Consider the following 21,131-nt stretch of genomic DNA (forward strand, 5'->3'; position numbering starts at 1 on the left):
CCACTCTTTCCGTGAAAGTGCGGCCACTCCGGCGGCGCGGCGGGTGGCGGTTGCCCCCGGCGGTGGGTGGCGGTCGCTCCAGCGGCGGCCGGTGTGATGTCGGTCGCGTCCCCGGGAACGGGAGCGGTTCTGGTGGGGGTGGCGTGGGCCCCGGGCCGGTCGGCGATGCTGCGGTCAGGTGGGCCCGGTGCCCGGGATCTTCCGGTCGGGACGGCCGATCGGCGGTGGGGTTGCGGGTCGGCGGCGCCGCCCTGACCAGGCCCGGGCCCCTGGCGGGCGGTGTGACGGTGGCCCGGGCGGTGGGAAAGCGTTCCCCGTCGGCTCGTCCCGCTGGGTAGCCTCGCGGTCATGAGGATCGGCATTGTGGGGGCCACCGGCCAGGTCGGTGGCGTGATGCGGCAGGTGCTGGCGGAGCGGAAGTTCCCGGCGGAGCAGGTGCGGCTGTTCGCCTCGGCGCGGTCGGCGGGGCGCACCCTGCCCTGGCGGGGCGAGGAGGTGACCGTGGAGGACGCGGCCACCGCCGACTACTCCGGGCTGGACATCGTCGTCTTCTCGGCCGGCAAGGGCACCGCCAGGGAACTCGCCCCCCGGGTCGCCGCGACCGGCGCGGTCGTCATCGACAACTCGTCCGCGTTCCGGATGGACCCGGAGGTGCCGCTGGTCGTCGCCGAGGTCAACCCGCACGCCGCGGCGGCCCGCCCGAAGGGCATCATCGCCAACCCGAACTGCACCACGATGGCCGCCATGCCGGTGCTGCGTCCGCTGCACGCCGAGGCGGAGCTCGTCGGGCTCGTCGTGTCGACGTACCAGGCCGTCTCCGGCGCCGGCCTGTCCGGTGTCGCCGAGCTGGACGAGCAGGTCCGCAAGGTCGCCGAGCAGGCCAGCGGCCTCGCCTTCGACGGTGCCGCCGTGGAGTTCCCGGCGCCGCGCTCGTTCGCCCGGCCCATCGCGTTCAACGTGCTCCCGCTCGCCGGCTCGATCGTCGACGACGGCTCCGACGAGACCGACGAGGAGCAGAAGCTGCGCAACGAAAGCCGCAAGATCCTCGAGATCCCCGGGCTGAAGGTCTCCGGCACCTGCGTCCGGGTGCCCGTCTTCACCGGTCACTCGCTCCAGATCAACGCCCGGTTCGCCCGCCCGATCACTGCGCAGCGCGCCCGCGACCTGCTCGACGGCGCGCCCGGCGTGGCACTCTCCGACGTGCCCACGCCGCTCCAGGCCGCCGGCCAGGACCCGACGTACGTGGGGCGGATCCGGGCCGACGAGACCGTGGAGCACGGGCTCGCCCTGTTCTGCTCCAACGACAACCTGCGCAAGGGAGCGGCGCTCAACGCGGTGCAGCTCGCCGAACTGGTCGCCGCCGAACGCCGGTAGGGCCGCACGCCCGTCACCGGTCGCCCCGGCGGGCGGTGACGGGCTCGGGGCGCGTCTCGCTCCAGCCGTCGCGTAGCCGTACCGGGCGGTCGAGCGGCTGCCAGAAGCACCAGCTGTTGCCGCCCGGGTCGCGGACCAGGTAGGTCCGCGCGGAGTAGTCCTTCGTCTCGGGTGGGTCGGCGACGGCCCCGGCGGCGACGGCGTGGGCGTGGTGTACGTCGACGTCGTCGACGTACACGATCGTCAGCTGGCCGGTGGGGCCCGGCAGGCCCTGCCGCTGCCAGTGGTCGGGGTCGAGCCCGCAGAGGTGGATCGGCACGTCACCGACGGTCATCTCCGCCTCACGGACGACACCGTCCGGGTCGAGGTAACGGACCTGCTCGACAAAGCCGAAGACCCGCGCCAGCCAGTCGAGCGCGGCGGCGGCATCGGTGTAGTAGAGGTACGGCGAGACGCCTCGGAACGTGGTCATGTCGCCCATCCTCACCGCGCGGTCCGCACCCGGATTGGAAGAATCGTCACCTCACCACCGGGAGATGGTTCGGTTCCGTCGCTGACCGGGGCTGGTAGGCGCCCGGGGTGCCACCGGTGAACTCGCGGAAGTCGTGGATCAGGTGCGCCTGGTCGTACCACCCGCCCCCGACGGCCACCGCGGACCAGTCCACCGGTGCGTCCGGCAGGTGACGCAGCAGCCGTTGCAGCCGCCGGATCCGGGCGTACCGCTTCGGCGTGAGCCCGGTCCCGACGGCGAAGCGGCGGCGCAGGCCGGCCGCCGTCAGGCCGAGCCGGTCCGCCACGTCGGCCACCGCCATCCCACGATCGAGGGCGGCCGCCGCGGCGGGCACCGCCGGATCGTGGCCCGGCCCGCGGCCCAGCCGCCGGGTCAGCGTCCGGCGCAGCTCCCACACGGCCGCGCTCGGCCCGCCGGCAGCCAGCAGCCGTTCGCGCAGGGTCACGGCCGTGCGGCCCCAGAGCGCCGCCAGCTCCACGACCGGTTCGTCGAGCGCCGTCGCGGGCACGCCGAGCACGGAATACGCGCCGCCGGCCCGGAACGGCACGCAGATCACCATCCGTTGGTCGGCGGTGTCGATGGTGACCGGACCGGGAGTGGCCGCGCAGACGACGGCGCCGCCGCGCCGGTGTTCCCGGCCGTCGGCGTCGTACCAGCGGACCTCGTCGGCGGCGAGGTTGACCACCAGTTGCATCCCGCCGGTGGGCAGCCGCCGCTCCCGACCCGCCGGCAGGTCGGTCGCCCACCAGCCGAGCCCGGCGAGGTACGGGGCGAGCGCCCCGCCGGGCGGCACCAGTTCCCGCGGCACCACCGCATCCTCCCACCGCCGGAGGACGCCGGCGATCCGCTCGGCGTGCTTGGATGGGTGGTGACTCGACGAGGGAGGGTGCCGTGTCCGACGACCGGAGCCAGGCGGCACTGACCGATCTCGTCGCCGCCGGCCGGCTGGGCGTGCTGGCGACACTCAAGCGGGACGGGCGGCCCCAACTGTCCAACGTGGTCTACGCGTACGACCGCGCGGCCGGCGTCGTCCGGGTGTCGGTCACCGACGGCCGGGCCAAGACGGCCAACCTGCGCCGGGACCCCCGCGCCAGCTTCCACGTCAGCAGCGAGGACGGCTGGGCGTACGCGGTGGTCGAGGCGCGCGCCGAGCTGACCCCGGTGGCGGAGCGCCCGGACGACCCGACGGTCGGGGAACTGGTCGCGCTCTACCGGGCGATCGGCGGCGAACACCCCGACTGGGACGACTACCGCCGGGCGATGGTGGCGGAGCGGCGGCTGGTGCTGCGCCTGCACGTCGAACGCGTCTACGGCGTGCCTCCGCGCGGCTGACCGCCCCTTCCGCGCGGCGTTACCTGCCGTCCGGGCGCGGGTAGACCGCGGTGCCGACACCGAGAGGGGAGCACCATGACAACGGTCGGAGAGTTCATGACGACCCGGTTGGTGACCATGGACGGCAACGACACGCTGGTCGCGGCGGCCCAGGAGATGCGGGACAGCGCGATCGGGGACGTCGTGGTGACCGACGGCGACAACGTGGTCGGCATCGTGACGGACCGCGACATCACCGTCCGGGCCGTGGCGGAGAACATGAGCCCTGCCTCGACGAAGCTGAACCAGATCACCACCAAGGACGTCATCACGGTCAGCCAGTACGACGACGCCGTGGCCGCCGCGGACCTGATGCGGACGTACGCCGTGCGCCGCCTGCCGGTGGTCGACGACGGGCGGCTGGTCGGCCTGGTGTCGATGGGCGACCTGGCGGTGGAGCGCGAACCGCAGTCCGTGCTCGCCGACATCAGCGCCGACGACCCCAACAACTGACGTCCGCCGCGGACGCGCCGGCTCCCGTACCGCGGGGGCCGGCGGCACGCCGTCCGGGAGCCGCCGTGCCGCCGGTCAGGGTGGGTCCGGGGGTCCCGCCGCCCGGCCGGTCGGCTCGTGCCGCCGCTCCGGGGGCCGGGGCGTCACGTCGCTGCCACCTCGACGCGGGCCTCGGCGGCGCCGCGTGCCCCGGCGACGAGGGCGGCCTCGGCGTCGAGCTGACCCCGCACCCGGGCGGACAGCCGGCCGGCGAACGGGGTCACCGTGATCTCCAGCGTCTTCCGGCCCGCCTGCCTGGCCCGCCACGTCCCGGCCACGTCACCGTCCACCAGCACCGCACCCGGGTTGCCGATGATCCGCCACACCTGCGCCTGGTGGGCCTTCTCCGGCACGAGCACCCCGCGGTCGCGGACCGCGAGGAAGGGGCCCGCCTGCTGGAAGAGCGACCCGGAGATGTGCCGCGCGGCGCACGGCCCGCAGTCGTACGTCAGCTCGGGCGGCACCCGGTCACTGACCGCCCGGCTCGCCTCGCCCTTGGGCACGGGCCCGGTGACCACCTCGGCGAACGCGATGGCAGCGGCGGTGAACGCGGCGATGCCCAGCGCGGCACCCGTCCGGATCTGACCGGCGATCCGCCGGGTGGCGTCGGCGTCGGACAGCGGCCAGAGGGCGGTGGCGAGCGCGGGCAGATCCGTGCGGCGGTGCAGGTGCGGCGCGCCACGCATCGACCAGATCAGCTCCAGCCGGTCGTCCTCCGGTGGCACTCCACGGGCGGCGAGCGCGAGCCGCGCCGACCCGTACGGCGTGTCCTGCACGCCCAGCCCCGCCACCGCCAGGTCGGCCGCCCGGCCGCCCGGCCGGTGCAGCTCCTGGGCGGCAGCCCGGTAGCCAAGGACCCGCCGGCGGTCGACCTCGGTCATCGCATCCCCTCCGTCGTCGGCAGGTTACCGCCGCCGTCGGACGGTTCCGCCCGCCGGCTCACCCGATCCGGGCGAGGTTGACCGGGCCGCGGACGGGGACCCGTGTCCGGACGTCGAGTCACCGACCGGGCGGGAGCCGTCGCGCCGGTCGGTGAGGGACACGACCGACGGGGAGGAGAGGACCCGATGGCGGACGCGACCACGCGGTTCTTCGAGGATCTCGACCGGAGGGGGTACGAACCCCTGCTGGCGAAGACCTCGGGGACCCTGCGTTTCGATCTGCACGAGGGAGCGCACACGCACCACTGGATGGTCAGGATCGACCGGGGAAACCTGCGGGTGACCCAGGAGGACCGGGACGCGGACACGGTGGTGGGGACGAGTCCGGCGCTGTTCGAGGACCTCGCCTCGGGGCGCGAGCACGGGATCGCGGCGATCCTGCGCGGGGACGTGACGGTCGCCGGCGACCCGCGGCTGATCGTCCAGGTCGAGCGCCTCTTCCCCGGTGACCCCGACTCCCGAGGCCCCCGCCGGGCCTTCCACCGGGAGGTGGTCTGATGTCGAAGAGCAACCACGTCCGGATCCTGGACGGAAACACCTTCGTCGTCTCCGAGGACACCGGTGACATCGAGGCCACGCCGACCGAGCCGACGGGACTCTTCTCCCTGGACACCCGCTTCCTGTCGACCTGGGTGCTGACCGTCAACGGGGAGCGGCTCAACCCGCTCTCGTACGACGACCTGCAGTACTACGAGGCGCGGTTCTTCCTGGTGCCGGGGTTGGCGACGCACTACATCGATGCCAAGCTGTCGATCGTCCGGGAACGGGCGGTGGGCGGCAGCTTCCGGGAGACGGTCACCATCCTCAACCACGACGAGAAGCCGGTCGACCTGGAGATCCGGATGGACGCGGCGTCCGACTTCGCCGACCTGTTCCAGGTCAAGGACGAGATCCTCAACAAAAAGGGCGAGATCTACACCGAGGTCGAGCCGGACCGGCTGCGGCTGGGCTACCGGCGCGGCAGCTTCCGGCGGGAGACGGTGATCGCGTCGTCGGTGCCGGCCCGGTACGACAAGGGCGGCTTCGGGTACACCGTCCATCTCGAACCCAACGAGCAGTGGATGGCCCAGGTCGACGTGCAGACGCACGCGGTCGGCCCGGGGGGCCGGGACCTGCGGATGGGGGTGCGCGCCCACGGCACGGAGCGGCTCGCCCTCCAGCAGGATCTGGAGGAGTGGATCGCGAACGCGCCGAAGGTCAACACCGAGCACGAGGACCTGGCCGCGACGTACCGCCGCTGTCTCGTGGACCTGGCGGCGCTGCGCTTCTCACCGCTGTCGCTGGGCGGGGCGACGCTGCCGGCGGCCGGTCTGCCGTGGTTCATGACGATGTTCGGGCGGGACAGCATCCTGACCTGCCTCCAGGTGCTGCCGTTCACGCCGGAGCTGTCCAAGACGACGCTCCGCATCCTCGCCGCCCTCCAGGGCACCCGGTTCGACGACTTCCGGGACGAGGACCCGGGCCGGATCCTGCACGAGATGCGGTACGGCGAGACCGCGGCCTTCGAGGAACAGCCGCACTCGCCGTACTACGGCTCGGTGGACGCGACGCCGCTGTTCATCGTGCTGCTCGACGAGTACGAGAAGTGGAGCGGCGACGCCGCGCTGGTCGTGGAACTGCAGGCCGAGTGCCGGGCGGCGCTGAAGTGGATCGACAACTACGCCGACCTGGTCGGCAACGGCTACATCTGGTACGAGCGGCGCAACACCGACACGGGCCTGGAGAACCAGTGCTGGAAGGACTCCTGGGACTCCATCTCCTACCGTGACGGCAAGCTGCCCCCGTTCCCGCGGGCGACCTGCGAGGTGCAGGGGTACGCGTACGACGCGAAGGTGCGGGCCGCCCGGCTGGCGCGCGAGTTCTGGGGCGACCCGGAGTTCGCCGACCGGCTGGAGCGGGAGGCGGCCGCGTTGAAGGAGCGGTTCAACCGGGAATGGTGGGTGGAGGACGGCGAGTACTACGCGCTCGCCCTGGACCCGGACGGCCGGCAGTGCGACGTGCTCAGCTCGAATGTCGGCCACCTGCTGTGGAGCGGCATCGTCGACGCCGACCGCGCCGGGAAGATCGCCCAGCACCTGGTCGGGCCGCGGCTCTTCTCCGGCTGGGGCGTGCGGACACTCGCCGAGGGTGAGGTCCGCTACAACCCGATCGGCTACCACAACGGCACGATCTGGCCGTTCGAGAACTCCTTCATCGCGTGGGGCCTGCGTAACTACGGCTTCGCCGACGAGGCGGCGACCATCGCCAACGGCATCCTCGACGCGGCCCGGTACTTCGACGGCCGGCTGCCGGAGGCCTTCGGCGGCTACCCGCGGGAGCTGACGAAGTTCCCGGTCGAGTACCCCACGGCGTGCAGCCCGCAGGCCTGGTCCACCGGGGCGCCGCTGCTGCTTCTGCGGACGATGCTCGGCCTGGAGCCGCACGAGGGCCACCTCGCCGTCGAGCCGCGCCTGCCGGTCGGCATGGGCCGGATCGAGGTGCTGGACATCCCGGGCCGGTGGGGCCGGGTGGACGCGTTCGCCCGCGGTCGCCTCGACCTGCACCAGCTCTCGGATTGAGCGGTGCGGGAGGGCTCCTTCCCCGATGTCGACCCTCGGGACGGGGCCCTTCCGCAGCCGGGACTCCCCGGCGCTCCGCCCTACGGTGGCGTAACTTACTCGGGGTAAAGTCGCCGGATGCCGGAGCTCGTGTACCCGCCCGTGATCGCCGCCGCCAAGACGATGTTCCGGGTCCTCGACCTGAAGATCACGGTGGAGGGCGCCCACCACGTCCCGCGTACCGGCGGGGCGGTGCTGGCCAGCAACCACGTCAGTTACCTGGACTTCATCTTCTGCGGGCTGGGCGCGCGCCAGTCGAAGCGCCTGGTCCGGTTCATGGCGAAGAAGTCCGTCTTCACGCACAAGGTCTCCGGCCCGCTGATGCGTGGCATGCGGCACATCCCGGTGGACCGGCGGGCCGGCGCCGGCTCGTTCGCCGAGGCGGTCGGCGCGCTGAAGCGCGGTGAGGTGGTCGGCGTCTTCCCGGAGGCCACGATCAGCCGCTCGTTCACGGTCAAGGACCTCAAGAGCGGGGCCACCCGGATGGCCCGCGACGCCGGCGTGCCGGTGCTGCCGGTGGCGCTGTGGGGCACCCAGCGGCTCTGGACGAAGGGCCGCCCGCGCACGCTGACCAGGCGGCACACGCCGATCACCATCCTGGTGGGGGAGCCGATGGACCCGGCCGGCTACCCGGACGCCACCACGATGGCCGACGACCTCAGGACCCGGCTGGCCGCCCTGGTCGACCGGGTGCAGCGCGAGTACCCGGACCGCCCGTCGGGCCCGGACGACACCTGGTGGCTCCCCGCCCACCTCGGCGGCACCGCCCCGACCCCGGCGGAAGCCGCCGCTCTCGACCGCGCCTGACCCTCCCCGCGACCCGGATGCGGCTGGGGACACGCGGCACGGGGTGGTGGCGCTCGTGGCCGGATCGGTCCGGTGTCGGGCGGGATGGTGTCTCGTGCCGGTGGGCTGCCGGACGGCAGAGTCAGGTCATGAACAGAGCAGCACTCGTCGTCATCGACGTCCAGGAGTCCTTCCGGCAGCGCGACATCTGGGCGTACGCCTCGCAGCCGGACATCGTCGGCCAGGTCGACCGGCTGGTCACCGCCGCCCGGCGCCGCGGCGACCTGGTGGTCTGGGTCCTGCACGCCGAGCCCGGCACCGGCGGCGTCTTCGACCCGGCCAACGGCCACGTGCGGCTGATCGACGGTCTCACTCCCGTCCCCGGGGAGCCCACGCTGGTCAAGACGTCGCACAACGCGTTCACCACGACCAACCTCCAGCAACTGCTGACCCTCGCCGGCGCCCGCGAGATCACCGTCTGCGGCATCCGCACCGAGCAGTGCGTGGAGACCACCGCCCGGGTCGGCTGCGACCTCGGGTACGAGATGACGTTCGTGACCGACGCGACCGTCACCTTCCCGACGCCGCACCGGGACCTGCCGGCGACCGCCACCCTCGCCGAGATCCTCGCCGACCCGCGCACCCTGTCGGTCGAGGAGATGACCGCGCGTACCGAGTACGCCCTCGCCGGCCGCTTCGCCGCCGTCCGTACCGTCGACGAGGTGACCGGCACGGTCCCGGACCGGGCCGCCGACGCCGCCGCGGCGGGTACCGGCACGGGCGCGTCGCGGCCCGAACCCGTCGGCGTGCGAGGCTGACCGCATGGCCCGGGTCGTCTTCCTGCTCGTCCCGCAGCTGCACCTGCTGGACCTCGCCGGGCCGGCCCAGGTCTTCTCCACCGCCGCCGACCTCGGGTACGACTACCACCTGCACTACGTCGCCGACCGTGAGGTGGTGCCGACCGTGCAGGGCGTACCGCTGGTGGCCGGGCGCGAGTGGCCCGAGCTGACCCGCGACGACCTGGTGGTCGTACCCGGATGGCGGCCCCGCGCGCACGGCCCGGAGGGGCCGGTCGGCCCGGAGGACCTGCGGCGGCTGGCCGCCCACCACGCGGCCGGCGGCACCGTGGCCAGCGTGTGCGCCGGGGCGTACGCCCTGGGTCGTGCCGGGCTGCTCGACGGCCGGCGCTGCACCACCCACCACGAGGTGCAGGACGACCTGGCCCGCCGCCACCCCGCGGCGCGTGTGGTCCGCGACGTGCTGTACGTGGTGGACGACCGGGTGGTCACCTCGGCCGGCATCGCCAGCGGCATCGACGTGGCGCTGCACCTGATGGCCACCCGGCACGGGCCCGCCGCGGCCGCCCGCATCGCCCGCGTCCTGGTCGTGTACGCCCGCCGCAACGGCCACGAACAGCAGGCCAGCGCGATGATGCGGCACCGGTCGCACCTCTCCGACGCGGTGCACCGGGCGCAGGACCTGATCGACGCCCGGTACGACCGGCCGCTGCCCCTCGCCGACCTCTGCGCCGAGGTGGGGGTGGCCGAGCGGACCCTCACCCGGCTGTTCCGGCAGACCACCGGCCTGACCCCGCTCGGCTACCAGCAGCTCCTGCGGGTCGAGCGCGCGGAACACCTGATCGGGCACGGGACGACCGTCGAGTCGGCGGCCCGCGCGGTCGGGTTCACCGATGCCCGGATGCTGCGCCGGCTGCGGTCCCGGGCCACACCCCCTCGGACCCCTCCCGCCGGTAGTAGTCGTCCCGCGAACGGAACTCCACCGGCAGCGACCCGGGCAGGGTGACCCGCCCCTCGACGGTGAGCGGGCCGGCGTTGGCGCGCAGCGCCAACACGTCACGTTCCGGCGGCGACAGGTCCACCAGCTCAGGGTGGGCCAGCCGGAACGCGGCCACCGCCCGGCGGATCTGCCGGGCCAGGTCGACGACCCCCTCCGGGGCGGCGAGGGCGAGCGCCGGCTGGTGGATCGTCCGCAGCGCGTCGCAGACGACCAGCACCTGCCCCGGCCGCCCGGGACCGGGTGGCACCACCTCCAGCCGGGACGGCCACTGCCAGCGGACCTGCCCGCTGACCAGGCCCGGCACCCGCACCCCGCGCCGGTGGCGGGGCTCGCCCGCGCCGACGCCCACGACCGACAGCTGCGAGGCCGTCCCGACGTACGCGAGCCGCCGGTCGGTGACCGTCACCGCGACCGTCCCCGGCAGCGTCCAGCGCCGCCAGGCCTCGGTCGGGCCCAGCAGGTAGCCCGCCGCGGGCAACCGGTACCGGCCGAGCACCCGCTCGCCCGGCTCGGGGACCAGCTCGTGTCGCCGGTCCAGTACCGGCCCGGTGTCGTCCGGCGCGTCGAACCGGTGCGGGGCGATGAAGAAGGGGGACGCGTCATCGTGCATCGTCACGACCTCTCGTGCAGACGGCGATGGGGCGGCCGGATCACCCCTGGTTCACCGTGCAGCCTCGCCGACCCCCGGCACCACTGTCATGACGCCCGTTAGGGGGTCGGCCGGTCGTACCACGCCTGCGACCGATAGGTGCCGATCTCTTCCGGCCGGACGAGGCCGTCCTCGATCGCGCGGGCGAGCAGAGCCGCCTTCGTGGCGGCCGGCCGCCCCGCCCGGGTGTACTTGATCCGCGCCCGGTCCACGTACTGCTTGACCGTGTGTTCACTGATGCGCATCCGGCGGGCCACCGACGCCTTCGACATCGACTGGAACCACAGCAGCAACGCCTCCCGCTCCTTGTCGGACAGCACCGGCCGGTCCGGCCGGGGGTCGCCGACCATCGCGCCGGCCAGCGCCGGCGACACGTACGGCCGGTCGCTCGCGGCGGCCAGCACCGTCGCCACGCAGTGCTCCCGCCCCTCGTGCTTGGCGAGGAACGCGACCGCTCCGGCGTCGAGCGCCGCCAGCATCGTCGCCGGGTCGGAGTGTTCGGAGTAGACGACCACCCGCCGGCCCGCCGCACTCAGCTCGGCCAGCTTGTCCAGCGCCATCCGGCCGTGCAGCCGCAGGTCCAGCAGGACGACGTCGGCGTGCGGGGCCTCGCGCAGCACCTCGTCCGGGTCGTCCCCGGTGGCGACCACCTCCAGGCCCGGCTCGGGGGCGAGCCACGCCCGTACGCCGTCGATGACCACCGGATGGTCGTCGACGATCGCCACCCCGACCGGCCGGTGCGCGTTCACCGCCGCCACCGGGTCTGCGTCCATCTGATCTCCCCGTCCCGTTCGTCGAGGTGCTCCACTCGGCCGCCACCGCCGTCCGGCGCCGGAACACCGCCGCCGGCTGCCGGTGACCTGTCGTCGGAGGGATGGTCGGCGTGCTCGCCGTCCGGGGTGACGAGGCTGACCGCCACCTCGTCCGGCCCGGCCACGACGGTCAACCGGGCCCAGTCCCGGGCCCCGGCCAGGGTCGCGGTCGGCGGGTCGGCCAGTCGGCGGCGGATCTCCACCGGCAGCGGTGGCGGCGTGCCGATGGTCACCAGATCGATCGGGAGGCCGTTCCGCTCGGCCAGGTCGGCCGCCGCCCGCAGCTCGTGCAACAGCGGGTCGGGCACGTCGTCGGACTCGGCGATGAGCCGGCGCAGCCGCGCCGCCGCCAGCACGCACCGGCGTTGCACGTCCGCGTCCGCCGGGTCGGCCCGGCCGTCGGCCAGCTCGGCGAGGACCTTCCGGGCGGCGGCGCCGGCCAGGGCGAGCCGTTCGCGCCGCTCCCGCCGGGCCAGCTCGGCCGCCTCGCGTTCGGCCACCAGGGCGTACGCCGCGGCCGCCGTCGCGGCCCGCTGCCGGGCCAGCGCGGCGATCGCCGCGCCACCGGCGAACACGGCGACCGGCAGCGAGGACGTGCCGTACACGTACATCGCGCAGCGGGCCAGGTCGGCGGGGGCGGTCGCGCCGTACCCGAGGACGGCCACCAGCGCGATCGTCGAGTGCGCGGTGAGCAGGAGCAGCAGCCCGACCAGCCGGCGCCCCCACAGGACCAGCACGAAGAACCAGGCGATGGTGCCCCACACCCAGTTCGCGGCGGTGAAGAGCTGCCGCTCGTCCGCCGCGGCGAAGACGACCGCGTCGACGGCCAGCAGCATCGCCGCCAGCGGCCAGGCCGGCAACGGGGCGCCGCGCAGCAGGCCCGTCCCCGCGATACCGCCCAGACCCGCGACCAGCAGCCAACCGCCGAGCACCGCCGCCGGTGCCGCCAGGTCCGCGCGGGCCGACAGCACCGCCGGCAGACCGATCGCCGTGTGCCACGCCAGCGCGATCACCACCACGACGATCCGCGCGCCGCGGTCGGAGGCGCGGGCCACCGCGGCCGCCGCGTCCGCGCCGGTCCGGCTCTCCCTGGTAGTACGCGGTAGGGGCACCGCCGTGACCGGTGGTGCCGTCAGCCCGGAGACGGTCCACTCCAGCCGGATCCGCGTGCCCGCCCCGGGGCAGGAGCGGACCTCGGCCCGCCCGCCGACAGCGGCCATCCGGCCGTGGACCGACTCGCGCAACCCGTACCGGTGAGCCGGGACCGTCGCCGGATCGAAGCCGGGACCGTCGTCGACCACCTCGACCACGACGGCGCGGCCGGCCCGGGCCAGGCGCAGCGTGGTCGTCGCACCCGGCGCATGCTGGACCACGTTGGACAGTGCCGCGTACGTGCTCTCCGCGAGGGCCTCGGCGACGGCCGTCGGCACCTCGCACGCGGCCAGCTCCACTGTGACCGGCAGCTCCGGGAGCCGGGCCCGCACCTGCCGCAGCCGCTCGTCCAACCGGCCGTCACCCTCCGCCGCACGGCCGTCGGCGAGGGCGTCGAGGGTCCGCAGGTCGCCGGCGCACCGGTCGCGCAGCGCCGCCGACGACCCGGACACCGCGCCGAGGCCGACCATCGTGAGTGTGGCCAGGACGGTGTCGTGCAGGTCGCGGTTCTGCTGCCGCTCGGCCTCCCGGGTGGCCCGGGCGACCCGGCTCTCCCGCGTCAGCCGCTGATGGTCCACGAACGCCCGGTCCGCGCGGCCGATCCGGCGGCGCATGACGACGGCCATCACCACCGTGCAGCCGGTCTGCGCCAGCAGCGTCGCCGCGTGGGCGCCCGCCTCGACGGGATCACCCGCAGCGTGCGCGCCGGTCGCGTACGCGGCGGTCACCAGCAGCCCCGCCGGGACCGACCAGCGGGCCGGGGCGGTCGCCTGGGCGTTGATGATCGTGGTGCTCGCGAGGACCGCGATCCAGCTCCCCTCGCCGGGCAGCACCTCCGGTGCCACCAGCACGGGGATGGCCAGGCAGGCGATCGTGGTCAGCGCGACGTCACCGGCCACCAGCGGTGCGGTGACCCCGTGCCGGAGCCCGCGGACCGCGTACCAGACCGACCAGGCGGTCAGTGTGGCGACGGCCGGCAGCAGCAGCGCCGGCTCGACCGGCGGCGTACGCACCCACAGCGCCACGATCGCGCCCACCACGCCGCAGCTGAGCCGGAGCAGGGCCGGAATCGTGGCGAAGATAAGGGTGAGGGCGCCGCCGGCCGGCGTGTCCAGAGTGCCGGGTGCCGCGATGATGCCGGCTTGGGTGCCGGGCAGCGCGGTCGCGGCGGCTTGTGCGGTGCCGGGTGGCGCGGTCGCGGCGGGAACGGCCGGCATCGGGCGAGACGTCCTTCCGAAACGACCGATACGGGTCCGGTCGGCAGAAATCGACGCCGGAGAATAGCATGCCCGAGGCTCCGCGATCACCCACCGTATGCGTGGTGTCGCCGGCCGGTCAGTTCCCTCGCGGCTGGATCAGGTCCCACCGGTTGCCGTACAGGTCCTCGAAGACGGCGACCGATCCGTACGCCTCGTGCCGTGGCTCCTCGAGGAACCGCACGCCGGCGGCGCTCATCCGGGCGTGGTCGGCGGCGAAGTCCTCGGTGTACAGGAACAGCCCCACCCGTCCGCCGGTCTGGTTCCCGACGCGCGTCCGCTGCTCGGGCGTTGACGCGCGGGCGAGGAGGATTGCGGTCTCTCGTGCGCCGCGCGGCCGCACCACCACCCACCGGGAGCCGTCCGGCCGGGGCGTGTCCTCGACCAGTTCGAAGCCGACACGCTCGGTGTAGAAGGCGATCGCCTCGTCGTACTCGCGCACCACCAGCGCGACCAGTCCCAGATGTGCCATGCGGCCATCATGCCGGGCGGGATTGGGGGAGCCGGGCAACGGTGAGCAGGTGTGAGCTGGCACCGAGCACCTCCGGGTCGCACTCGGTCAGCGCCGCACACCGCAGCACCTCCGCGAAGAGCGGCCCGTCCTCATCCGGCCCGCCGGTCACCGGCAGCAGCGGCCAGAGCGGGCCCTCGATCCCGTACCGTCGCGGCGCTGGCAGCCCGGCGGCGCGGATCTCGTCGACGATTTCGTCGGGGCGGTGGAAGTAGGCGGTGGTGAAGCCGCTCACCGGGTCGTTCACGCCGGTCTCGTAGGCGGCTAGCAGGGCCGGCCGGGTGCGGTCGTCCACCCGGCCCTGCCGGATCAGATCCATGAAGGGGGCGTGCCGGCTGATCGTCGCCGCCGCCACCACACCGCCGGGGCGGGTCACCCGCGCCGCCTCGCGCAGCGCCGCCACCCGGTCGGCCTGGTCCGTGAGGTGGTAGAGCGGCCCGAGCAGCAAGGTCACGTCCGCGACGGCGCCGGCCACCGGCAGCCGCCGGGCGTCACCGACCGTCGCGGTCACCTCCGGGTACGCGCGCCGCGCCGCCGCCGCATGCGCCGGCACCAGGTCGACTACGTGGACGCGGTGTCCGGCCGCCGCGAGCCATCCGGCGTGGGCGCCGGGACCGCCGCCCACGTCGAGCACCATGGCCGGTGCCGGCGGCAGCAGCCGGGACAGCAGGTCCCGGGTACGCGTCGCCTCGAGGCGGCCGTGCGGACTGCGCTCCAGCCGGTCGGCCTCGACGAACACCTCGGTGTAGTAGCGGACGACGTCAGGCTCCGGCGGGTGCGGCTGACTCATCCGTCGATGTTGCCGGCGCACCGGCGTCCGCGTCATGCCGATTCTGACGAGGGCTGCTGGCCGGGCTCAGTCAACCAGTCCTCGCCTGGTCCATCCCACAACCGCACATACCGGGAGTCCGCCCCGGGCATTCCATCCGGGTCAAGTCGGTACAGGTCTCCCGCGGCGTCGAACAGGCAGCCGGCCCTGTACACCGCCAACCCCACCGGATCGCCGTCGTAGCTTGCCCGACGGGCGAGCCTCGCCGTCGGGTGGCTTTCCCGATCCGATCGCCGTTCTCCGCATGGGCAAGGTCTGGCGCAAGCGGGACGTGGAGCGGTGGATCGCCGAGCACCGGCCTGCGCCCGACTGAACGCTGCGCGGAAGCTTCGCCGACGGGACGGCATTCCTTCCGGGGCGGCGAAGCGGCGGTGGCGCCGCTAGGGTCGGCCCGTGACCGTGCTGCAGGGGCCCCCGCCCGCCGGCGACGAGACGGCGACCCTCTTGGGCGCTCTGGAACGCTCGCGCCGGACCCTCGCGTGGAAGTGCGGTGGCCTCGACGCCGAGGGCATGCGCGCCACGGTCGGGGCGTCCACGGTGACGCTCGGCGGGCTGCTCAAGCACCTGGCCGCCGTCGAGGCTATCTACTTCAGCCTCCGGTTGCGGGGCCGCGACCCGGGGCCGCCGTGGAACACGGTGGACTGGGACGCCGAGCCGGACTGGGAGTGGCGATCCGCCGCCGACGACTCGCCCGAGCAGCTCCTGACGCTCTGGCGGGACACCGTCGCCACCTCCCGGCTCATGATCGAGGAGGCGCTGGCCGAGGGCGGCCTGGACGGGTTGGCGCGGTGGACCAGCCCCGAGGGCGACACCCCCAGCCTCCGGCGGATCCTCGTCGACCTGATCGAGGAGTACGCGCGCCACGTCGGGCACGCCGACCTCATCCGGGAGTCGGTCGACGGGCTGGTCGGCGAGGATCCGCCGCACTGATTCCTGTCGGTGGGTGGGGCTAGTGTCTGCGGGGCAGGCAGCCGATCCGGGGGAGAGACCATGACCACCTTGGACAACCGTCCCAACACCGCACTCCTGGTCATCGACGTGCAGAACGGCGTCGTCGAAGGGGCGCACGAGCGCGACGCCGTCGTCGCCAACATCGCCGGCCTCGTCGAGAAGGCGCGGCGGGAGCAGGTTCCCGTCGTCTGGGTCCAGCACTCCGACGAAGGGCTCACCCGGGGCAGCGACGACTGGCGGATCGTCCCGGATTTGAAGCCGGTCGACAGCGAGCCGCTCGTCGAGAAGAACTACGGCGACTCCTTCGAGGCCACCACTCTCGAGACGGTGCTGTCCGGGCTGGGCGTCGGTCGACTCGTCGTCACGGGCGCGCAGACCGACGCGTGCATCCGCTCGACGCTGCACGGTGCGCTCGTCCGGGGCTACGACGCGACCCTCGTCAGCGACGCCCACACGACGGAGGACCAGTCGGCGTGGGGCGCGCCGCCGCCGGCGCAGGTCATCGCCCACACCAACCTCTACTGGACCTACCAGTCGGCGCCGGGCCGCACGGGCGGCACGGTCACCACCGCCGACGTCGACTTCAGCGTCGCGTCCTGACGCGGTGATCCTGGCTTCGCAGTGCGGGTGAGCGAACCTGGTCGAGGCTGCGCTGCACGGCGAGTGTCATCACGGGTGCGCCGTCCCGAGGCTCCAACCGGGCGACGTCAGGCGAGAGGAACGTCGGCATCGGGCGAGTGTAGTGGGCGCGGGCGGAGAGGATCGATCACCATCGGACCTCTCCGTCCGCAGCCCATCAAATCTGTTTGATGTATCGTCTGTTCATGGCTGCGTCGAGTCAGGCTGCCCCGGCGTTCCTGCGCCTGGCCGCCCACCCGCTGCGCTGGCGGCTACTGGCCGAGCTCGCCGACAGCGACCTGCGGGTCCGCGAGTTGGTCGCGCTGATCGGCCAGCCGCAGAACCTGGTCTCCTACCACCTGCGGCTGCTGCGGGACGGCGGGCTGGTCACCGCCACGCGAAGCAGCTTCGACGGCCGTGACAGCTACTACCACCTGGCTCTGGACCGCTGCGCCCAAGCACTGGCCAGCACCGGCGCCGTCCTGCACCCGGCTCTCCGCTTCGAGAGCGCCACCTGGGACCCGTCAGTCGACCAACTGCGGTTACCCCGCGTTGCCGTGTTGTTCGTCTGCACGGGCAACAGCGCCCGTTCACCAATCGCCGAAGCCCTGCTGCGCCACCACACCGCCGGACAGGTGGAGGCCAGCAGCGCCGGCAGCCGCCCCGGGGCGCGACTGCATCCCACCGGCGTACGGGTGCTGTGCGACGAGTACGGCATCGACATCGCCGAGCAGCGTCCCCGCCACCTGGGCACCCTTGCCGGCCGCCGGTTCGACTACGTGATCACCCTGTGCGACAAGGCCCGCGAGGTCTGCCCCGAGTTCGACGATCACCCTCGCCGGATCCACTGGAGCATCCCTGACCCCTCTCCTGCCGGCGACAGCGGCCAGGCCGGCTACCCGGCCTTTGTCCGCACCGTCGCCGACCTCGACAACCGCATCCGCCGTCTGCTGCCGGTACTCGCTGCCCAACCATCCACGAGTCAAGGAGGCTCGAGCCATGACCGGAACCGACCAGTACGCCAGCGTCCGCTACGTGGTTGACGACGTCCGGGCCGCCGTCGACTTCTACACGACGCACCTCGGCTTCCACATGCTGACCAACGCCGGAGGCGCATTCGCTGACGTGGTCCGTGGCCCGCTGCGGCTACTGCTGTCCGGGCCCGCCAGCTCAGGTGCCCGGGCAACTCCCGAGGATTCTGCGGCTCCCGGCCGAAACCGCATCCACCTCACCGTCGACGATCTGGATGCCGAGATCGCCCGGCACCGGGGCGCTGGACTGTCGTTTCGGAGCGACGTGGTTTCCGGTCCCGGCGGACGTCAGATCCTGCTGGCCGATCCCGCCGGCAACCTGATCGAACTGTTCGAATCCGCCCGTCAGGCCGGCGTCGCGACGGCCGTACGCTGACGAAGCCGGGCGCCGGCGCAAGCGGCTGCGGCGGGGCGCTCCAGATCACCCTCATCCTGTCCCCATCCGCGTCAGTAAGTCGTCCGCATGGCTGACGCTGTCGTGATTCCCGGCGCTTGGTCCGGACCGGGCGCTCCCCTGCTGGATCGCTGCTGGTACCTGTAAGCGGATCTCCCCGTCGGGCAGTCGCCAGGGCGTCCAGCCTCCCGGACGGGCTCGGTTCGCATTCCGCCGGAGCCGCGCACCGAAGCGCTGTACGTGTGCGCGTTGACGGTCGGGCTCCGGCGTGGGGAACTGCTTGTGCGCGCCTGGTCAGATGCGGTTGCCGCCGCCGGCCTTGGGGTCACTCATGCACTGCAGTGGGTCATCTTGCTGACGTCCAGGGTCGGTACCGGCTTGCCGCCCTTGCCCAACGTGGCCTCCCAGGCCGCCTCGTACGACCCGTTCCGCGCAGCGGTCTTCAGAATCTCGTTGATCCTCTCGCAGCCGGCCTTGTCCTTCTTCTTCAGCCCGATGCCGTAGGGCTCCTCGGAGAAGGTCTTGCCCACCAGCTTGAACTTGCCCACGTTCTCCGGCCGCATGGAGTAGCCGAGGAGGACGACATCGTCGGTGCTCACCGCGTCGACCGCGCCCGACTCGAGGTCCGCCAGACACCTGATGTCCTGGTCGTACTGCTGCAACCTGGTATTCGGGTACTGCGACCGGATCCGCCGGGCTGACGTTGAGCCGGCGTTCGAGCAGACGACCTTGCCTTCGAGTTCCTCCGGCCCCCGGATGGTCGAGTCGGCCCTGACCAAGAGGTCCTGGCCGGCGACGTAGTACGGCCCGGCGAACCTGATCTCCTTCTTGCGCGCCGCGTTGATCGTGTAGGCGGCAATGACGAAGTCGACCACACCCTCCTTGATGGCCTGTTCGCGGTCCGGCAGGCTGGTGTCCTTCCACTGGATGTTGGCCGGGTCGACGCCGAGTCCCTTGGCGACGATCTTCCCGATCTCGACGTCGAAGCCCACGTAGGTGCCATCGGTCTTCAGGCTGAGGCCCGGCTGGTCGGGAATCACGCCGATGGCGAGCGTCCCGGTCTCCGTGGCCTTTTCGATGACACCGGGGCCGCTGTCGTCCCCACCGCAGGCGCCGGTGGCGAAGGAGAGTGCCGCGACCACGACGACCGCCGCCCGCGTGACACGCATTCCGCTCTCCCTCTTTCGACGGCGCACCGCCCCGGGAAACCCTACTGTCCCGCTTCGACCATTACGGCTGGTTGCGCCCATTCGGTGAGCGCCGCCCAGGGGGGACCCGACGTGCTGTGCCGCAGCCTGACCCGGGCTCGCCTATTTGGTCCGTGGATAGTCATAAAACGGTAAGTTCATCCCAACCGGTCTCGTACCCTCCGCCCGGCCGACGGAAGGGAGGAACGGTGCGCCCTGAGCGAGTACGTCTGCTGTGGCTGCTCGTCCTGACCGCCGCGCCGGCGGCGGCCGTGGCGGCCGTGTTGTACGCCGTCAACTTCACCTCGGCGTTCGGCCTGGCGCCCCAGGCCAGTGCGATCACGCCGTACGGGGCGTTCTTCGACCTGCGCTGGGTGCTGGTCTATCACAACTCCTGGGCCATGTTCGCCGGACTGCTGCTGGGCGCCATCGTGTTCCGCGGACTGTTCTCGGCCGTACTGGTCGCGCTCGCCTGGCCGGCCGAGCGGCCGCGCCCGTCGTTTCGCCGGCTGGCCAGGCGCAACCTGACCTTCGCGGCCGTCGTCGTCGTGATTCTCTCGCCGTGGACCGCGCTAGCCGTGGTCGCCTCGGACGTCTCGCTGGCCTACTTCCAGTTCCTCGTGCTGGTGCCGGTGATGATCCTGGCCCCGCTGCTACAGCGGGGCGGGATCGTGCCGGACTGGTGGCGCGGCCTGCCGTCGGCCGCCACGGTCGGCTGGTCGCTGCTCAACTTCGTGACCCTCACCGCGGGCGCCGCACTCGTCTGGTCCGTCCCGGACTGGTTGACGGTACCGGCAGCCGCTCTGGCCGGATCGGTCAACGGCCTGCTGTGGCAGCGAAAGGTGCGCGCCACGGTGCTCCAGCAACGGGTGCGGTGGTCCCGGGTGCCCGTAACGCCGGTGGTCGTCGCCCTGGTGGTGAGCAGCCTGCTGTTGGTCGAATACGTCGAGGACCTCGGGGCTCGCGGCGCCGGCCAGTCGCTGCAACCCATCGACGCCCTGCCACAGTTCGGGGACATCGGCCACCCGGTGATCTTCCTCGGCGGCTACAACTCGGCCCACCACGGCGACCCGTCGGAATCCCAACCTCCCATCGTGCGCTTCTCGTACCGGGGCACCGACCACCACGGGAAGCCGGTGTTCTACTCACCGGTCGACACCCACCAGTCGCTGTCCACCAGCGCTCAACTGCTCGCCATGCAGGTGGATCAGCTTCACGCGCGTAGCGGTAAGCCGGTCTCGCTGGTCGGACAGAGCGAAGGCGCCCTCGTCGTCCGCTACTACCTGGAACGCTACCCGCACCCCGCAGTCGACACGGTGGTCCTGGACAGCCCGATCCTGCTGGCCGGGCGTTCCTACTACCCGCCGCCGCAGGCTGATTCGGGCTGGGGCATCGCCACCGGTTGGCAGCTGCGCGGCATGTTCAAGCTGATGGAAGCCACCAGCGAGGCACCGGACACTCCCGACTCTCCGTTCATCCGCTCCCTGCTGGACGACGCGCCGTTCTACCGCAACCACCTGCTCTGCCCGGTGCCGGGCGTGCGGATGATCGCGCTACTGCCAATCGTCGACGCCATCACGGTCCCGGCGGAACTCAACGCCCAGATACCCGTGATCCAGATGCCCGGCTTCCACGGCCACCTGATCGACCGGCCGGCCGGACTGCGCCACCTGGCCGACCACCTCACCGGCAAGCCGCCGAGCAACCTGCTCCGTTGGGAATACTCGGCCCTCCAGCGGTTCGCCGGGGCATGGCAGGCGCCAGCCCTGCCGTTGGCACTCAACCCGGCATGGGATGCCGCCGACGAGCCGGATGCGGCATTGCGACGGGAACCCTGCCCGCCCTGAGCCGAACCGCCAGGGAGGTCAAAGC

General features: G+C 72.9%; 22 protein-coding genes and 1 pseudogene. 13 read left to right on the plus strand and 10 right to left on the minus strand.

Features of this window, described 5'->3' with window-relative positions; all coding sequences use genetic code 11:
• Positions 1-348: 348 nt before the first annotated feature.
• Positions 349-1,374, plus strand: a complete 1,026-nt coding sequence (locus tag ACN26Y_RS13395; RefSeq protein ID WP_155330603.1) for an aspartate-semialdehyde dehydrogenase — start codon at positions 349-351, stop codon at positions 1,372-1,374.
• 13 nt (positions 1,375-1,387) lie between these two features.
• Here the strand turns inward: ACN26Y_RS13395 and ACN26Y_RS13400 are convergent, their stop codons facing one another.
• Together ACN26Y_RS13400 and ACN26Y_RS13405 are read right to left on the minus strand one after the other, a co-directional pair.
• Positions 1,388-1,846 (minus strand): VOC family protein, encoded by a 459-nt coding sequence (locus ACN26Y_RS13400; RefSeq protein ID WP_422734777.1) that lies wholly within the window; start codon positions 1,844-1,846, stop codon positions 1,388-1,390.
• Positions 1,847-1,892: 46 nt separating this feature from the next.
• Positions 1,893-2,693 (minus strand): helix-turn-helix domain-containing protein, encoded by an 801-nt coding sequence (locus ACN26Y_RS13405; RefSeq protein WP_155330605.1) that lies wholly within the window; start codon positions 2,691-2,693, stop codon positions 1,893-1,895.
• Between the two features lie 53 nt (positions 2,694-2,746).
• Between ACN26Y_RS13405 and ACN26Y_RS13410 the strand changes: the two genes are divergently transcribed.
• Together ACN26Y_RS13410 and ACN26Y_RS13415 are read left to right on the plus strand one after the other, a co-directional pair.
• Entirely contained in the window at positions 2,747-3,217 is a 471-nt protein-coding gene (locus tag ACN26Y_RS13410) for a PPOX class F420-dependent oxidoreductase (RefSeq protein WP_155330606.1), read from the plus strand.
• A gap of 75 nt (positions 3,218-3,292) precedes the next feature.
• Positions 3,293-3,709: a CBS domain-containing protein gene (locus ACN26Y_RS13415; protein WP_155330607.1), complete on the plus strand. Its 417-nt coding sequence runs from the start codon at positions 3,293-3,295 to the stop codon at positions 3,707-3,709.
• A 143-nt stretch (positions 3,710-3,852) separates the two neighbouring features.
• Here ACN26Y_RS13415 and ACN26Y_RS13420 read toward each other — a convergent pair whose 3' ends face one another.
• Positions 3,853-4,629: a DNA glycosylase AlkZ-like family protein gene (locus tag ACN26Y_RS13420; RefSeq protein ID WP_155330608.1), complete on the minus strand. Its 777-nt coding sequence runs from the start codon at positions 4,627-4,629 to the stop codon at positions 3,853-3,855.
• Between the two features lie 186 nt (positions 4,630-4,815).
• On the opposite strand from ACN26Y_RS13420, the gene ACN26Y_RS13425 reads away from it, so the two are divergent.
• The 5 genes from ACN26Y_RS13425 (at position 4,816) to ACN26Y_RS13445 (ending at position 9,875) form a co-directional block, all read left to right on the plus strand.
• On the plus strand, positions 4,816-5,187 hold the full coding sequence (locus ACN26Y_RS13425) for an SCP2 sterol-binding domain-containing protein (RefSeq protein WP_155330609.1): 372 nt from the start codon (positions 4,816-4,818) through the stop codon (positions 5,185-5,187).
• On the plus strand, positions 5,187-7,247 hold the full coding sequence (locus tag ACN26Y_RS13430) for a glycogen debranching N-terminal domain-containing protein (protein ID WP_155330610.1): 2,061 nt from the start codon (positions 5,187-5,189) through the stop codon (positions 7,245-7,247). Before ACN26Y_RS13425 ends, ACN26Y_RS13430 begins: the two co-directional genes overlap by 1 nt.
• Before the next feature lie 117 nt (positions 7,248-7,364).
• Positions 7,365-8,093 (plus strand): lysophospholipid acyltransferase family protein, encoded by a 729-nt coding sequence (locus ACN26Y_RS13435; protein WP_155330611.1) that lies wholly within the window; start codon positions 7,365-7,367, stop codon positions 8,091-8,093.
• 128 nt (positions 8,094-8,221) lie between these two features.
• The gene (locus ACN26Y_RS13440) at positions 8,222-8,890 is read left to right on the plus strand and encodes an isochorismatase family protein (RefSeq protein WP_155330612.1); all 669 of its coding nucleotides are present in this window, start codon (positions 8,222-8,224) and stop codon (positions 8,888-8,890) included.
• Between the two features lie 4 nt (positions 8,891-8,894).
• The gene (locus tag ACN26Y_RS13445; protein ID WP_155330613.1) at positions 8,895-9,875 is read left to right on the plus strand and encodes a GlxA family transcriptional regulator; all 981 of its coding nucleotides are present in this window, start codon (positions 8,895-8,897) and stop codon (positions 9,873-9,875) included.
• On the opposite strand, the gene ACN26Y_RS13450 is transcribed toward ACN26Y_RS13445, so the two are convergent.
• The 6 genes and pseudogenes from ACN26Y_RS13450 to ACN26Y_RS13475 form a co-directional block, all read right to left on the minus strand.
• The gene (locus ACN26Y_RS13450; protein ID WP_155334068.1) at positions 9,757-10,479 is read right to left on the minus strand and encodes a hypothetical protein; all 723 of its coding nucleotides are present in this window, start codon (positions 10,477-10,479) and stop codon (positions 9,757-9,759) included. The two genes, ACN26Y_RS13445 and ACN26Y_RS13450, sit on opposite strands and share 119 nt — an antisense overlap.
• Before the next feature lie 98 nt (positions 10,480-10,577).
• Positions 10,578-11,291 carry a response regulator transcription factor gene (locus tag ACN26Y_RS13455; protein ID WP_155330614.1) on the minus strand — a complete coding sequence of 238 codons (714 nt, stop codon included), beginning with the start codon at positions 11,289-11,291 and terminating at the stop codon, positions 10,578-10,580.
• Entirely contained in the window at positions 11,264-12,442 is a 1,179-nt protein-coding gene (locus ACN26Y_RS13460; RefSeq protein ID WP_155334069.1) for a hypothetical protein, read from the minus strand. Before ACN26Y_RS13460 ends, ACN26Y_RS13455 begins: the two co-directional genes overlap by 28 nt.
• Positions 12,443-12,475: 33 nt before the next feature.
• Positions 12,476-13,699, minus strand: a pseudogene (locus ACN26Y_RS13465) (sensor histidine kinase); the annotation flags it as partial.
• A 118-nt stretch (positions 13,700-13,817) separates the two neighbouring features.
• The gene (locus ACN26Y_RS13470; RefSeq protein WP_422734778.1) at positions 13,818-14,210 is read right to left on the minus strand and encodes a VOC family protein; all 393 of its coding nucleotides are present in this window, start codon (positions 14,208-14,210) and stop codon (positions 13,818-13,820) included.
• Positions 14,211-14,217: 7 nt separating this feature from the next.
• A complete protein-coding gene (locus tag ACN26Y_RS13475) occupies positions 14,218-15,039 on the minus strand; it encodes a class I SAM-dependent methyltransferase (protein ID WP_155330616.1) in 822 nt (273 codons plus the stop codon).
• A 432-nt stretch (positions 15,040-15,471) separates the two neighbouring features.
• Here ACN26Y_RS13475 and ACN26Y_RS13480 point away from each other — a divergent pair, with 432 nt between their 5' ends.
• The 4 genes from ACN26Y_RS13480 (at position 15,472) to ACN26Y_RS13495 (ending at position 18,054) form a co-directional block, all read left to right on the plus strand.
• The gene (locus ACN26Y_RS13480) at positions 15,472-16,008 is read left to right on the plus strand and encodes a DinB family protein (protein WP_230688982.1); all 537 of its coding nucleotides are present in this window, start codon (positions 15,472-15,474) and stop codon (positions 16,006-16,008) included.
• A gap of 60 nt (positions 16,009-16,068) precedes the next feature.
• A complete protein-coding gene (locus ACN26Y_RS13485) occupies positions 16,069-16,629 on the plus strand; it encodes an isochorismatase family protein (protein WP_155330617.1) in 561 nt (186 codons plus the stop codon).
• Between the two features lie 224 nt (positions 16,630-16,853).
• Entirely contained in the window at positions 16,854-17,690 is an 837-nt protein-coding gene (locus ACN26Y_RS13490) for an ArsR family transcriptional regulator (RefSeq protein WP_155330618.1), read from the plus strand.
• Positions 17,647-18,054, plus strand: coding sequence for a VOC family protein (locus ACN26Y_RS13495; RefSeq protein ID WP_155330619.1), 408 nt, complete (start codon positions 17,647-17,649; stop codon positions 18,052-18,054). The genes ACN26Y_RS13490 and ACN26Y_RS13495 overlap by 44 nt, the downstream gene beginning before the upstream one ends.
• Positions 18,055-18,401: 347 nt before the next feature.
• Here ACN26Y_RS13495 and ACN26Y_RS13500 read toward each other — a convergent pair whose 3' ends face one another.
• A complete protein-coding gene (locus ACN26Y_RS13500; RefSeq protein ID WP_155334071.1) occupies positions 18,402-19,241 on the minus strand; it encodes a glutamate ABC transporter substrate-binding protein in 840 nt (279 codons plus the stop codon).
• A 227-nt stretch (positions 19,242-19,468) separates the two neighbouring features.
• On the opposite strand from ACN26Y_RS13500, the gene ACN26Y_RS13505 reads away from it, so the two are divergent.
• Complete coding sequence (locus tag ACN26Y_RS13505) at positions 19,469-21,106, plus strand: esterase/lipase family protein (RefSeq protein WP_422734779.1); 1,638 nt, start codon at positions 19,469-19,471, stop codon at positions 21,104-21,106.
• Positions 21,107-21,131: the final 25 nt, after the last annotated feature.

Source organism: Micromonospora sp. WMMD558 (genome assembly GCF_049315255.1).
Taxonomy (GTDB): Bacteria; Actinomycetota; Actinomycetes; order Mycobacteriales; family Micromonosporaceae; genus Micromonospora.

What these genes read in the sequence shown, in the direction of transcription:
- ACN26Y_RS13420 (WP_155330608.1), bottom strand. Translation starts at nt 4,629, where the DNA reads ATGACCGAGGTCGACCGCCGGCGGGTCCTTGGCTACCGGGCTGCCGCC.
- ACN26Y_RS13490 (WP_155330618.1), top strand. Translation starts at nt 16,854, where the DNA reads ATGGCTGCGTCGAGTCAGGCTGCCCCGGCGTTCCTGCGCCTGGCCGCC.
- ACN26Y_RS13410 (WP_155330606.1), top strand. Translation starts at nt 2,747, where the DNA reads ATGGGTGGTGACTCGACGAGGGAGGGTGCCGTGTCCGACGACCGGAGC.
- ACN26Y_RS13445 (WP_155330613.1), top strand. Translation starts at nt 8,895, where the DNA reads ATGGCCCGGGTCGTCTTCCTGCTCGTCCCGCAGCTGCACCTGCTGGAC.
- ACN26Y_RS13500 (WP_155334071.1), bottom strand. Translation starts at nt 19,241, where the DNA reads ATGCGTGTCACGCGGGCGGCGGTCGTCGTGGTCGCGGCACTCTCCTTC.
- ACN26Y_RS13440 (WP_155330612.1), top strand. Translation starts at nt 8,222, where the DNA reads ATGAACAGAGCAGCACTCGTCGTCATCGACGTCCAGGAGTCCTTCCGG.
- ACN26Y_RS13435 (WP_155330611.1), top strand. Translation starts at nt 7,365, where the DNA reads ATGCCGGAGCTCGTGTACCCGCCCGTGATCGCCGCCGCCAAGACGATG.
- ACN26Y_RS13395 (WP_155330603.1), top strand. Translation starts at nt 349, where the DNA reads ATGAGGATCGGCATTGTGGGGGCCACCGGCCAGGTCGGTGGCGTGATG.
- ACN26Y_RS13400 (WP_422734777.1), bottom strand. Translation starts at nt 1,846, where the DNA reads ATGACCACGTTCCGAGGCGTCTCGCCGTACCTCTACTACACCGATGCC.
- ACN26Y_RS13425 (WP_155330609.1), top strand. Translation starts at nt 4,816, where the DNA reads ATGGCGGACGCGACCACGCGGTTCTTCGAGGATCTCGACCGGAGGGGG.
- ACN26Y_RS13495 (WP_155330619.1), top strand. Translation starts at nt 17,647, where the DNA reads ATGACCGGAACCGACCAGTACGCCAGCGTCCGCTACGTGGTTGACGAC.
- ACN26Y_RS13455 (WP_155330614.1), bottom strand. Translation starts at nt 11,291, where the DNA reads ATGGACGCAGACCCGGTGGCGGCGGTGAACGCGCACCGGCCGGTCGGG.
- ACN26Y_RS13475 (WP_155330616.1), bottom strand. Translation starts at nt 15,039, where the DNA reads ATGAGTCAGCCGCACCCGCCGGAGCCTGACGTCGTCCGCTACTACACC.
- ACN26Y_RS13450 (WP_155334068.1), bottom strand. Translation starts at nt 10,479, where the DNA reads ATGCACGATGACGCGTCCCCCTTCTTCATCGCCCCGCACCGGTTCGAC.
- ACN26Y_RS13470 (WP_422734778.1), bottom strand. Translation starts at nt 14,210, where the DNA reads ATGGCACATCTGGGACTGGTCGCGCTGGTGGTGCGCGAGTACGACGAG.
- ACN26Y_RS13485 (WP_155330617.1), top strand. Translation starts at nt 16,069, where the DNA reads ATGACCACCTTGGACAACCGTCCCAACACCGCACTCCTGGTCATCGAC.
- ACN26Y_RS13415 (WP_155330607.1), top strand. Translation starts at nt 3,293, where the DNA reads ATGACAACGGTCGGAGAGTTCATGACGACCCGGTTGGTGACCATGGAC.
- ACN26Y_RS13430 (WP_155330610.1), top strand. Translation starts at nt 5,187, where the DNA reads ATGTCGAAGAGCAACCACGTCCGGATCCTGGACGGAAACACCTTCGTC.